Genomic DNA, 12928 nt, shown 5'->3' on the forward strand with positions numbered 1-12928 from the left:
CGTTATTCAATACATCGAATAACGATATGCCAAGGAGGCAACTAGTGACCAAGAACCTTCGCCGCGACATCTACTCGGGCTACTTCGGCTTCGGTTTCATCCTGCTTATGCTCGCGATCAGCGTCTTTCGTCTCATCGCCAAACACACTTTTACGTCCCCCATCGGCTTGCTGATGCACGAGGTCAACAGCATGCATATCCCGATTTCGGCACTGAACACAGGGCAAACCAACATCGTGCTGACCGCGTTCATCATCAAGACCATTGCTACCGTCTTCATTTGCATCTCGCTGCTACTTGCTTGCCGATACTTCCTCCGTGGCGACTTCTTCATCCCGGCCAACGTGCGCTACTTCAAGATCGCCAGCTGGTCTGCATTCGCCTACATCTGCGGGCAGTTCATCGAAGGCATGGCCAATAACTGGGTTTCCGCCACCGAAGGCATCGAACACAACGCACTTCCTAACGGCGTCGACGACCCTACATTCATCCCCCTGTACATCCTGTTCATGGTGCTATCTATGACCTCCATCGCCATCACCCGCGCCGTCAAACTCCAAGAGGACCAGGAGGGGCTCATCTAAATGGAAGTCCGCTGCCACCTCGACCGCATCCTTGAAGAAAAAGGCATGACCCTCGCCGAACTCGCCAAGCTTGTCGACGTCACGCCCGTAAACCTATCCGTCCTAAAAAACAACCGCGCCAAGGCCGTCCGCTTTTCCACCCTCGTTGGGCTCTGCGATGCACTTGGCTGCCAACCAGGAGACCTGTTCAGTGTTTCGTAAGGTCCTTTTGCCCCTTTTTGCCACTTTCGTGATCGCTACCTGCGTTGCAGGCTACGTCTACGGCCCTCCGATGTCCGCCATGTTCTTAGGCAAGCCCTACTACCTGGTCAAACCTTCCCCACGGAAGTACGCCTCGGACGCTCTCACGATCATGGAGACCATGGGAATTCACGGCGCGTCTGACGACTTCAACGAGGCGAAGAAGCAAGTCAAGAATCAAGCCAAATCTGCCGACAGCTATGCGGACACCCACGAAGCGCTCCGGGCTGCGATCAAGACCGCCGGTGGCAAGCACTCCAACCTCATTTCACCCGAGGACAATGTGCCGGGCACGAAGGAGAATACTGAGATGCCGCACGTCGAAAAACGCGGCGGGGTTGCGGTGGCGAAAGTTCCCGAAGTCGCGCAAGGCCCCATTGCTCAGGAATACGCCGACACGCTGAGCGCAGGAATCAAGGAGCACGCCCGATGCGGCGCTGTCGTAGATCTTCGAGGCAATGGTGGTGGTGACATGGGCCCGATGCTCGCAGGGCTGTCCCCACTGCTTCCGGATGGCACCGCGCTGGAGTTCGTGACCCCGCATAACACCTCACCTGTCACCATCAACGGCAACTCTGTCAAAGGTGGTGGCAGCCCGGTCACCACGTCTGGAGGAAAGCTCAATGTGCCGGTCGCGGTGCTGGTAGACGGCGAAACAGCATCGTCCGGAGAGGCTACATTGCTGTCCTTCCGAGGCCTGGACAACTCACGCAGTTTCGGAAAGCCCAGCGCCGGGTATGCCTCCGCTAACGTCATGATCGATCTTCCCGACGGGGCGGGCCTCATGCTCACGACTGCGAAAGATCGCGACCGCACTGGCGCCGAATACATGGACGACCCGGTAGTCCCGGACGTCACTACGGACGACGCTCTCGAGGCTGCCCTAGCCTGGCTAGCCGAGCAGGGATGCTAGACGGCTTGGCCTGATCTACCCAACCGTGAGTGGCAGGTAAATCCCCACCACCCGCCGCCATCTCAAGTGTCCGACTAAAATCCACCTCATGACATTCAACGGCGACGACATCGCACGCGACCGCAACGGCAACCCTATCCTGGATCGTTACGGTCGCCCTGTGCGCAAGCGTCGCATGCCGTCCACCCCGCGCAACCCTCAGCCGCCACAGCGTCGCCCGCGTCGCGAGCCTGCTCCAGAAGCGCAACGCCCCCAGCAATACATTCCCCCAGCGCCTCAGCCCCGCCAACCGGCCTACCAGCCTCGCCCTACCTACCAACCGCCAGCTCAGCCGGCCTACCAGCGCCCACCTCGTCCGCCGGTTTCCGCGCCACCGGTTAAGCGTCGAAAAGCGCTGCCGAAGCCGAAGGGCTGCCTGGGGACACTAGCGTTCTTGCTGGTCACACTGCTGGTGCTCACTTTTGTGACATTCCTGTGGGCCGACACCAAACTCACCCGCGTCGAGGCGCTGCCGGCGCAGCCAATCAAGAACACTGCGGGCACAAACTGGTTGCTCGTGGGTTCGGATTCGCGGCAGGGGTTGAGCCAGGAGGAAATCGATACGCTGCAGACCGGCGATGACATCGGCATCGGGCGCACTGACACCATCATGCTGCTGCATATCCCGAGGTCCGGCCAGCCGACCCTCGTATCGATCCCACGCGACTCCTACGTGAACATCCCCGGCTACGGCCAAGACAAAATCAACTCTGCCTTCACCAACGGCGGCCCACAGCTGCTCACCACCACCGTGGAACAAGCCACCGGCCTGCGCATCGACCACTACGCCGAGATCGGTTTCGGCGGCTTCGCGGGCATGGTCGACGCCGTGGGCGGGGTGAATATCTGCGTCGAGCAGCCTATCGACGACGAGGTGATCAACTTCCACGTGCCCGCCGGCTGCCAAGAGATGGATGGGCCCACTGCGCTGAGTTTCGTGCGCACGAGGCACTCCGCGATGGGTGACCTTGACCGCGTGCAGCGGCAGCGGCAGTTCTTCTCCGCGCTCATGTCGAAGGCGACATCTGCAAGTACGCTAGCGAACCCGTTTAGAGTATTTCCGCTGATCACGAAGGCAGGTTCCTCCTTCATCGTCGGCGACGGTGATCACTCCTGGGATCTGGCTCGGCTGGCGCTCGCCATGCGTGGTGGGGTGAAGAACGAAACCGTCCCGGTCGGAGGATTTGCTGATACTGCAGTCGGTTCGGTGGTTTTGTGGGATGAGGCTGCCAGCGAGGCGCTGTTCGCAGGGATGCGCTAGCGCAACAAGTGCGGAAAGTGCCTTCGAAATTGCCCAGAACATGCGGAGCAATCTCGAAGGCACTCAACAGGTTTGAGAATTTAATCTAGCTCAGGGGCACTGGCTGCCAGCACTGCCCAGCAGCAGTGCCCGGCGCGGCAACACCAAGGCCCTCGCGCACCAGATCCAGGACCACCTTGTCATAAGTGGCGCTGGCGTGGGTCACAAATCGACCCGGGCAGGTGTCCTGGATCAGCCGGTTGTCCACTCCCGGCTCATCAATCCGCGCATTGGTGTACGGCAGCACTACAGTGTCGAACTGCGTCGCGATGTTCATGTACCTAATTCCTGGTTGCGCCACCGTTCCGGTGTAGAGCGATTCATTGAACTCCGAACCCGCGAGCTGCTGTGCGAAAGCCTGCATGTTGAATCGCTCCGCGATGCGGTCGTAGTCCGCGCGAATTGCGGGGAAAAGACGGGCAAGATCGTAAAACAGCACAGCTTGGGTCCCCTTGTGCGACGGCACCACTCCGACCACGGTGTGTACCTTGGGCGCGCCACCTAACTGGGTGATGTAGTAAGTGGGCAGCGGGCCGCCACCTTGGGACCAGCCCACGAGATCGACTTGGGAAGCTCCAGTAGCGCCAAGCACCGCGTCCACCACGGCCGACAAAGTAGCCGCGGAGGATCGAATGTCACCGGCGAATCCCATCTGCTCTACGCCATAGATCGGGTTCGTGTTGAAAGTAAACAGACACAAGCCGTCGCGCTTGAGCAAGGGTGCCATCCATGCCCAAGAGTCATAAGCCGACCCTGTAGTGCCCGGGATGAGGATTACCGGGCGTTGGCCGTCGGCTGGCCGGCAGGAAAAGTCGTTGGTGCCTTCCGGCGCGATACCGGGGTGGGTGATCTCATAAGCTGCAGCTTCATAAATATTGCGTTGCGAAGGCCCAATGCCGTTATTGGGGAACCCCTCATCGCCATTCAGGATGGGATCCGCATGCGCGACCCCAGGCAATGCAAGCAAAACGGCAAGCAAAACGACAACCAGGCGTTTCATGTGTCCATCTTTCCAATGAGCATGGCAACCAACATATTGACCATACAAGAAAACACCCCTGAGCACGCCATCGTGGCAGTGCTCAGGGGCTGGTGAAAAATGCAGGCGAGGAAACCTAGCGGATGGTCACCTGACGAGACTTAATGTTTTGCAGCGCCTTGCGCTCATCTGGGCTGAGAGCTGCATCATTGTCGAGTTCGGCCTTGATGCGCTTATCCAGGGCCTCCAGCAACGGTCCGTATTCAGATACCGCCACGGCTGGGTCAAGATCCCAGACCGGAACGGCGATGCCGTGGGTACGGAACACACCTGCGAACTTGGTGCCCTCGCCGAGCAAGAGTTCCCCAGCTGCAGCGATCCGCGCCAGTGCCTGAAGCAGTTTATCCTCATCGTCCGTGCGGACCCAGCGGATATGCGCCTTCTCGCCCGGATCGATCCACCAAGCAACGCCGTCGAAGTCGCCGGTGACCGGGAAGGACGGCAGAATCGAATCATTTGCTGCTTGCATCGACTGCGCTAGCTGCGGGTTCAGCTGGGTACCCTCTGGCAGCCACCAGTTGAAGTCCTCGTGTGCCTGGACATCGAGGGTGTCCGTAGCGGACAGCAAGGAGTCCAAGGCTGGTTCGGAGCCGTCGGCTACCGCTGCCTGGAGAGTCTCGCCTGGCTTGGCTGTCTTCAGCCAGTTCAGCGCGTATGCGAGGTCCCGGTTCGGGTTGTGGGAATGTGCGGCGGTCTGCAAGCCGACGAAGGCATCGCCACCGAATTCCTCATCCCGCACCAGGGCAGCTCCAGCGCCCGGCAGAACGGTTGCCACGTAGACCTTGCGGTCCACCCCAGCTACTTTGATCTCGGCAAACGCAGAAGGAACGAATTCCTGCAGCGCAACCAAATCAGCTTCCATTGCCAGCCCGCCGTATGGACGTGGGTCACGCTCCAAAGCCGCCCGCTCAGCAGCGCGCGCCGCCAACTTCGCCTGACGACGGCTCATGCCCTCCGGCAGAACTTCTTCGTTCTTCTTCTTTTTAGCCATGCCTACAATTTACCTGCCAACACTTCGCGCGCGCGTGCTGGGTAGTTCGTAGCCAGCATATCGACGCCCATATCGAGTGCCCACGCGATGTCCTCCGGCTCATCAACCGTCCACATGTAGGTGGGCAGATCGCGTTCCGCAATCAAGTCCGGATTCAACCGGGCATGCGTCAACGACAAACCCAAGCCAGACGGATTGCCCCATTTCGAAATCATCCGCTGGTAGATCGGGCCCGATTCCTCCCGCAGGAAAATGCGATCTACCTGCGGGGCGATCTCGCGCATCCGGATCATCGCGGGGGCGAAGAACGAGATGACGTGGATGCGGGGGTCGTCGATAAGCCCGGCGTAGCGCAAGCGCATGACGGCCTGCTCCTCAATCATACGCCCCCAGCGGGTCAAATGTTTAGTCTCAATGTAGAGGTCCGTGGTGGGGTGTGCCTTGATCAGTTCGAGCAGTTCGTCGAGGAGGGCAGGGCGCTGAGGTTGCTCAGCCGTGCCGAAATTGAAACTGCACAGCTCATCGTAGGTGGAGCGCTCAACGATGGCGGTGCCATTTGCGACGCGGGAGATGTTGGGGTCGTGCACGCACACGACTTTCCCGTCGCGGGTCAGGCGGATGTCGCACTCGATGGCGTCGGCACCCTGCTCGATGGCCTGCTCAAACGCGAGCATGGTGAGTTCGGGGAAGTCACCCGACGCACCCCGGTGGGCAATGATCTGCATTTAGCTGTCCCAACTGTGAATATGGCGCAGCAGCATCCGGTTCTTGCGCTGCGAACGACCCAGCTTCCGGCTCATCTTGTCCAGCACCCGGATCGCATCATTGATGTGTGGCCCCTTGTTGAGCATCACACACTCTGAACGTAGCGCGAAGGCCGCATCGGTGATTTCGGCGCGCGAAGGCAGTCCATTTTTTGCGAGATTTTCCAAGATTTGCGTGCCCACGATAACCGGGATGTGCGCAGCCTCGGCGAGGGTAAGGATCTGCTGGGGCACCTCCGCCATCCGCTCAAAACCGAGCTCGACGGCCAGGTCACCGCGGGCGATCATCAGGCCAAGGTTAGCGTGGCGCATGCCTTCGAGGATGATCCCGGCCAAGTTGTTAAAGCCCGGCACCGTCTCGATTTTCAGCACGAGCCCCAAATTGCGGACTCGCTCCGCAATGTCAGGGTTCTGCTCAGCAATGCGATCAAGCACCTCGATGACGTGGCGGACATCCTCCGGCGTGCGCACAAAAGAGATGGCGGCGATGTCGGCATGCCGGGCCACGAATTCCAGGTTCACCTCGTCTTCAGGGGTGAGGCTGGCTAGTGGCAAGTCGGTTTCCGGCAAGTTGATGCCCTTGTTTGCGGCGAGGTTCGTGCCCCCGATCTTGGCCTGGGTGACTTCAAGGACGGCCTCGGTGTGGCCATGGTCGGCTGTCTCAAAGTCGGCCGTGCGCTTTTCGCGGACAATCGCAGCGATGCTGCCGTCATCGAAAAGGACGTGCTGGCCAACCTCAAGAGCCCGCACTGCCTCCGGCAGCGTGCACGACAATACCGGGATCACGCCTGGGGTGGCATCCGCTGCCACCTCTGCAGTAGTCAGTACCAGCCGGTCACCGGCTTTGAGCTTGATTCGACGCACAATCGGTGGGATGCCAGTGGCACGGGTCTTCTGATAATCGCACTCCAGGAGGGTGCCTTCCGCGATATAGGCGTTGCGATCTCCCTCAGCCAGCACCGCGCCCTCTAGCACCTGCGTCACTTCGAAGGCGCGCTTGGAACCGCGGGTGTCATGCAGGGAGATGATCGAGTCGACTTCCAACAGCGAGTACCACTCCGGGTCAACCTGCAGCGCCAACGCTGGTCGGCCGGAGAACGCCGGGGCTAGTGGCGGGTTCTCATTATCGGTCGAGGTAATCCATAGTTTCGAGGATTCCAGCACGGTACCGGACTCCTCGCGCAGGACACGCGCACGGCCGATCTGCGGACCATCCGCGATAGCTCCGGTGCGGATCTTCGGACCGGCCAGGTCCATATTGATGCGCACTTCACGACCTGCCTCTGCGGCAGCCCGATGCACGTGATCGATCATCTTCGCCCACGCCTGCGCCCCGTCGTGCGCGCAGTTGATACGCGCCAGCTCCATACCTGCGTCGACGAAAGACTTCACCATCTCATAGTCGTCCGCCGCCTCAGATGGCAGCGTCACCATGATTCGCGAGTGGGTATCCGGGGCTGCCTCACCCAGCAGCGTAGTGGTGTGTTCTTCGAGAACCTCATCAGCATTCGCGAAAGCGTTTGCAATGTCTTCGGTGTTGTAAGGAGCGCCGCGGCCGCTCAGCAAACCGACGATGTTTCGCGCTGCCTCCAACTTCGGTTTCACGCCCAGCTCTACCGTCGATAAACGCGTTGCCCCAATCGAAGTCAAGCCAGCTTGCAGCGGACGGAGATCCACCGAGCGCAGGTGTGCGTAATGCAGCAGGTTGTGCGCGCCGGCGAAGTGGGTCGGCGCTACCTTGTTGATTCGGTCCTGCTCACTCTGGGAAATGTGAGCGATGTCCGTGAGAAGTCGGTCGATGTCATCGACGAGGTGCTCGTAATTGCTCATTGGGGCGATTCCTTAGCTAGTTGATCGTTGCTTCTTCAACATTGTGCCCCGGCGACAAAGATTCGGCAGAGCGAACTACGCGGATCATGCGGGGCTTGGCATCGCATACGTGGGTGCGCACCCTGAAGCGGAGCGACTCCCCGCAGGAAATCTAGAAGAACTCCGCCATCACCTCACGAAGCGCAGCGACGGACGCCTTGAAGCGCTCCATTTCGTGTTCGGAAATCTCAAGCTCAACCACGCGACGTACACCCCGCCGGTTCACGATCGCCGGGGTGCCGATGTAGATGTCATTCTCGCCGTACTCGCCACGCAGGAGGGTAGATACCGGGAGCGCTACGTCCTGATTCTGCAGAATAGCGCGGGTAATGCGGGCCAGCCCCATGCCGATGCCATAGGAGGTGGAGCCTTTGGCATCGATAATTGCGTAGGCGGCGTCGCGGGTTTCTTCAAAGATTTTCTCCAGCTTGCCCTCCAAGGTTGGGTCCTTTTCCAGCTGCTTGCGCATGGACACACCAGCCACCGTCGCGGAGGAAAGGACCGGGAGTTCGGAGTCGCCGTGCTCGCCGATGATGTAGGCATGAATGGAGGTCGGGGCGACTTCGTAGAGCTCGCCGAGCATGTAGCGGAAGCGCGCGGAGTCCAAAATCGTGCCGGACCCGATCACGCGATTAGATGGCAGGCCGGAGTATTTCCACACCGCGTAAGACAGGATGTCCACCGGGTTGGAGGCCACCACGAAGATCCCGTCAAAGCCGGAATTCATGACGTCGCCGACGATAGACTGCATAATCTTCATGTTCTTATCCACCAGCTGCAGGCGCGTCTCGCCGGGCTTTTGCGCAGCTCCGGCGCAGATCACGACGATCGCCGCGTCCTCACAGTCAGCGTAGGTGCCGCGGGTAACCTTGGTGCGCGAACCGGCCCACACCACGCCATGGTTTAGATCCATGACGTTGCCTTCCAACTTCTTTTCATCGATATCGATGATCGCGAGGTGGTCGCAAGTCCCCTGGTTCACCATCGCGTAGGCGTAGGCCACGCCGACATCACCCGCACCAATCAGCACCACTTTATTTCCGACTGCTTGCTTCACGATCCGCTCCTCTCACGCGTTCTGGCTTCTCCCCTACCCGCCATTATGCGCGCAAAACGTACATTCCGCCCTGTGAAATCAGACATAATCGGACACAGTCAGACTAAGTTCAACATTTTCGCCGGCGGTGAGCGTCGATAAGCGCGCGGATGCCGCAGGCCCTATGGGCGAACCAGCCACCGTGACGTCGTCCACCCGCATCCACTGCATGCTTACCGACGCCCGGCTGAACTCGACCACACTGAACCCATGCGCAGCTAGCTCAACGTGGCTGATGTGCGGATTAGCGCCACGCAGATGGTCGGCGGCCATGCGGGCGGCACGTGCGCCGAGAAAATCGTCGACATTCGGCGCAGACACGCTCGTGCACACCAATTCCGCCCCCACCACGGCGCCTTCGTGATGAATGAGGGAGGCCCATTCAGAGTGGATATCGCCAGCCAAGAACACCGCGCTGGGCTGCTCGCGCTCGGCAAGCAAATTCAAGATTTTGGCCCGATCGGCAGCGTAACCATCCCATTGATCGAGGTTATAGGGCACGCCAGAAGCATCCTCACCGATAAGACGACTCACGGCGCCGGACAAAGTCGAATCGAGGCCAACCATACTCACCGGAGTCAACATGACCGAAGTGCCAATGACACTCCAGCGAGTTTCTTGATGCGCCAGTTTCTTGAATAACCAGTCGGTTTGCTCGCTGCCGAGCATGGTGCGCTCGGGATCAGCAGCCTTCGTCAGCGTCGATTGCTTTGAGCGGTAGCTGCGCAGATCCAACATGGTCAACTCAGCAAGGTCTCCGAATTTCAGCGACCGGTACAGGCGGTTATCCCACCGCACCGGCAACCATTCCAGATAGGCCTGCTGGGCCGCCGCTTTACGATCCGCCCACGCCCCCTTCCAGGGATTATGCCCGGCGGCACCATCTGACCACGCATTATTGGCAATCTCATGGTCATCCCACATCACAATCCAGGGCGCGGCTCCGTGCGCAGCCTGCAGCTCCGCGTCGCGACGGTATCGCCCGTAGCGGGTGCGATAGTCCGCCAGGCTCACAATCTCCCAAGTCGGCTCATGCGGGCGCACCACCCCATAGCCTCCCGTGTAAACACCGGAGGCGTATTCGTAAATGTAATCCCCAAGGTGAATTACCGCGTCAATTTCATTTTTCGCTGCGCGTTTTGCAATATCGGAATAAGCCGAAAAGTAACCCGATTCGAAATTGGCGCAGGAACAGACCGCAAAACGCAGGGCATCCACCCGGCCGGAATAAGCAGGCGCAGTTTTCGTGCGACCTACTTTCGACGTAGTTCCTACGTATTTGCCTGAAAGAATCGTGAATCGATAGAAATATTCTGTGTTTGGTTGCAAATTCCACGGGTCGACATGAACAGTGTGATCCGAATCGGCGCTAGCTACCACTTCACCAGCGCGGACCACTTCCGCGAAATCAACGTCTAGTGCCACCTGCCAGTGCAATCGCACATCTTCCCCGCGCCCCGAGCCTGGCACCGCAGTCGCATCCGGGGTGACCCGTGTCCACAGAATGACTGATTGCGGTAGGGGATCCCCCGAGGCGACCCCATGCATGAAGGGCTGAAACTCCGCGGGATCAAGTGGTTGAGGCTCGTGGCGTTCCTTTAGGTCACGGTCAACCAGCTCGGAGAAGTTGCCCGCATTCGCCGCGTTCATTGATGCCGGGAGGAGAGCTGTCGCCCCCACAGCAAGGGAACCGCGCAAAAAGTTACGACGGGTGCTGGCTTTCCACATATCCCCCATAGTGAGGCCCAAGATTGCCCCACGCATTTCGAGGAAGTGGATTTGCCGGAAATTTCATCACGTGTTCATCTATTAGAAAACTACCTAAATGAACCGAATTATTGCCGAATTATTAAAAAAGTATTAGTCTCGCATTTAAAAGACGCTTCATACAAGGAGAAAATGAATGTCCCGGCGCGAAGTAATTCAATTTTTTGATGACATTGACAGCACCCCACTGACCCAAGAAGAAGTTAATATCGTTAAATTTAGTCTTGACGGCACCAATTACATCCTGGATCTATCTGCAGGCAACGCGAAGAAATTCCGTGAATTGCTTGAGCCGTATATTGCTGTGGCCCGTCGGGAGGGAACTGCAACTCCACGTCCACGCCGTACCGGCTCTGCTACCCCAGATTCCAAGAAAATCCGTGAATGGGCGCGCAAAAACGGCTACGACGTCGCTGACCGAGGAAAGCTGCCCACCAGCATGATTGACGCCTACCGCGCCGCTCAAAAGTAACCCTGGGACCTGGGACAGCTACAGCAGCCCCTGCTCCCGGGCGGCGGCCACGGCTGAGGTCCTCGAACGCACACCGAGTTTGTCGTAGATGTGCACGAGGTGTGACTTCACGGTCGCCTCGGACAACAGCAGATCCTTGCCGATGTCGCGATTCGATTTTCCGGTGGCTACCTGCGTCAACACCTGGAGCTCTCGGGGAGTCAGCGCCGAGCGAGGACTGCGGGTGAGCAGTTTATTGGCCACTACCTCGCTCATCGCCGAGTTGCCTTCGGCCGCCGAACGAACCGCCGCAACCAATTCCACCGGTGGCGCATCTTTGAGTAAGTAACCCACCGCCCCGGCTTCAATAGCTCCAAGAATGTCGGCGTCGGTATCGTAATTCGTCACCATCAGCACCTGTGGCGGTTCCGCCATGGTTGCGCGAATCTCTGCGGTAGCGTCCGCACCCGTTGCCACGACGCGTCCCGCGTCTCCGGCGCCAAAGCGCAAGTCCATCAGGATGAGGTCGACTCCACCGGCTTGAGCTGCAGCAACCGCAGCTTCCGCGCTGCTTACTTCGCCCACTACTTTCAGATCCGGTTCGCCCTCAAGCACGGCACGCAGGCCGAGTCGGACGATCTCGTGGTCGTCGGCAAGCAAAATGCGAATCACTGGAAGCCTCCTTATCGATTGCAGTCTAGCAACGGGATCGCCACACTCACTGCGGCCCCCTCGCCCGGCGCGGACTCCACCGTGAACACTCCGCCTACCTCAGCGACCCGGGAACGCATGGCTTCAAGGCCAATGTGCCCCAACCCGGCCGCGTGCTTATCGACGCCCGCCGGATCAAAACCCACCCCATCATCAACCACATCAAGGCGAACCTCCTCGGGCGCAAACGTCAGCGTGATCTGCGCGCGACCAGCCTGCGCATGCTTGACCACGTTGCCCATCGCCCCCTGCGCGATCCGCAAGAGCGTGGCCTCTACCCGCATCGGTAACGCCCGCGACTCACCCTCAACCACGACCTTTGCGGCCACATTCTGAGCAGATGCCGCCACGCGTTGCAAAGCCGCCTCCAGGGAATTCCCCGCCAATCCCGCGGGCTGCAGGGCAGCGATCATCGCGCGGGCTTCGGAGAGGTTCTCCGCGGCGGTTGCCCGGGCCTGTTGAATCCGCAAGATTGCTTGGTCCGGGTGTGCGCTCGCGACATCCTTTTCCGCGACATGCAGGAGCATCTGAATACTCGAAAGGCCCTGAGCCAACGTGTCGTGAATCTCGTGGGCAATGCGCTGGCGTTCGGCGACCATGCCTGCTTCCCGCTCCGTAGCGATCAACTGATGACGCGTGCTCAGCAGCTCCTGCAACAGATTCTCGCGCTCGACGTGGGCGAGCCAGAGGCGTCGAAAAGCAAAGAAAATAGCGATGGTGACCAGGGCAGCCAACGCCGGCCCCAACACGCCCCCGGGAGTGAAAGCGGGGTACTGGTTCATAATGGCCACAACAGTCGCACCCAACACCGCCGTTACCCCACGAAAATCCGGCATCACCGTGAGGAACAAGAAATACAACGGAAAAACCAGGTACACGGCCAGCGGCTGCATCGGCAAGAGCACCACCCACAGCCCAACAAGGGCGAGCAGCCAGATCAGCGTTCGCCACTGGGCGCGCAGCTCCAGCACCAAGGCACCCCAATAATAGACGCCAGAAAATGCCAACAGAGTGGTGAGGGTGGCTAACGTGTCGTCTTTAGACGTAAGCGCTGAGAACCCCACCATCAGCACCAACGCGCCGATCAACACGTCGTTGCTTCGCTGGATCGTCTCGCTGCCAGGCACGCCGACGCCCTCGTTCATCTCACTCCCACTCCCAATT

The 12928-nt window shown here is 59.5% G+C and carries 13 protein-coding genes; 5 read left to right on the forward strand and 8 right to left on the reverse strand.

Annotation, left to right across the window (positions count from 1 at the left end):
- The first annotated feature begins 44 nt into the window (after window positions 1-44).
- The 4 genes from CEPID_RS11395 (at window position 45) to CEPID_RS11410 (ending at window position 3037) form a co-directional block, all read left to right on the forward strand.
- Window positions 45-584, forward strand: a complete 540-nt coding sequence (locus tag CEPID_RS11395) for a DUF2975 domain-containing protein (RefSeq protein ID WP_047241061.1) — start codon at window positions 45-47, stop codon at window positions 582-584.
- Entirely contained in the window at window positions 585-785 is a 201-nt protein-coding gene (locus CEPID_RS11400; RefSeq protein ID WP_047241062.1) for a helix-turn-helix domain-containing protein, read from the forward strand.
- The gene (locus CEPID_RS11405; protein ID WP_236684243.1) at window positions 775-1737 is read left to right on the forward strand and encodes a S41 family peptidase; all 963 of its coding nucleotides are present in this window, start codon (window positions 775-777) and stop codon (window positions 1735-1737) included. Before CEPID_RS11400 ends, CEPID_RS11405 begins: the two co-directional genes overlap by 11 nt.
- A gap of 88 nt (window positions 1738-1825) precedes the next feature.
- A complete protein-coding gene (locus tag CEPID_RS11410; RefSeq protein WP_047241064.1) occupies window positions 1826-3037 on the forward strand; it encodes an LCP family protein in 1212 nt (403 codons plus the stop codon).
- 85 nt (window positions 3038-3122) lie between these two features.
- Here CEPID_RS11410 and CEPID_RS11415 read toward each other — a convergent pair whose 3' ends face one another.
- The 6 genes from CEPID_RS11415 to CEPID_RS11440 form a co-directional block, all read right to left on the reverse strand.
- Window positions 3123-4076, reverse strand: coding sequence for an esterase/lipase family protein (locus CEPID_RS11415; RefSeq protein ID WP_052843563.1), 954 nt, complete (start codon window positions 4074-4076; stop codon window positions 3123-3125).
- A gap of 115 nt (window positions 4077-4191) precedes the next feature.
- A complete protein-coding gene (locus CEPID_RS11420; RefSeq protein WP_047241065.1) occupies window positions 4192-5106 on the reverse strand; it encodes a DUF5926 family protein in 915 nt (304 codons plus the stop codon).
- Between the two features lie 2 nt (window positions 5107-5108).
- A complete protein-coding gene (locus CEPID_RS11425) occupies window positions 5109-5831 on the reverse strand; it encodes a glycerophosphodiester phosphodiesterase family protein (RefSeq protein ID WP_047241066.1) in 723 nt (240 codons plus the stop codon).
- Window positions 5832-7700 carry a pyruvate kinase gene (locus tag CEPID_RS11430; RefSeq protein ID WP_047241067.1) on the reverse strand — a complete coding sequence of 623 codons (1869 nt, stop codon included), beginning with the start codon at window positions 7698-7700 and terminating at the stop codon, window positions 5832-5834. It abuts the gene before it with no gap.
- A 151-nt stretch (window positions 7701-7851) separates the two neighbouring features.
- Window positions 7852-8796 carry an L-lactate dehydrogenase gene (locus CEPID_RS11435; protein ID WP_047241068.1) on the reverse strand — a complete coding sequence of 315 codons (945 nt, stop codon included), beginning with the start codon at window positions 8794-8796 and terminating at the stop codon, window positions 7852-7854.
- A gap of 78 nt (window positions 8797-8874) precedes the next feature.
- Entirely contained in the window at window positions 8875-10563 is a 1689-nt protein-coding gene (locus CEPID_RS11440) for an alkaline phosphatase D family protein (RefSeq protein ID WP_144413526.1), read from the reverse strand.
- Between the two features lie 175 nt (window positions 10564-10738).
- On the opposite strand from CEPID_RS11440, the gene CEPID_RS11445 reads away from it, so the two are divergent.
- The gene (locus tag CEPID_RS11445; protein ID WP_047241069.1) at window positions 10739-11074 is read left to right on the forward strand and encodes a histone-like nucleoid-structuring protein Lsr2; all 336 of its coding nucleotides are present in this window, start codon (window positions 10739-10741) and stop codon (window positions 11072-11074) included.
- 18 nt (window positions 11075-11092) lie between these two features.
- On the opposite strand, the gene CEPID_RS11450 is transcribed toward CEPID_RS11445, so the two are convergent.
- Window positions 11093-11725, reverse strand: coding sequence for a response regulator (locus CEPID_RS11450; RefSeq protein ID WP_047241070.1), 633 nt, complete (start codon window positions 11723-11725; stop codon window positions 11093-11095).
- 11 nt (window positions 11726-11736) lie between these two features.
- Window positions 11737-12909, reverse strand: a complete 1173-nt coding sequence (locus CEPID_RS11455) for a sensor histidine kinase (protein ID WP_047241071.1) — start codon at window positions 12907-12909, stop codon at window positions 11737-11739.
- Window positions 12910-12928: the final 19 nt, after the last annotated feature.

The sequence above is a fragment of the Corynebacterium epidermidicanis genome (genome assembly GCF_001021025.1).
In the GTDB taxonomy this organism is placed as follows: Bacteria; Actinomycetota; Actinomycetes; order Mycobacteriales; family Mycobacteriaceae; genus Corynebacterium; species Corynebacterium epidermidicanis.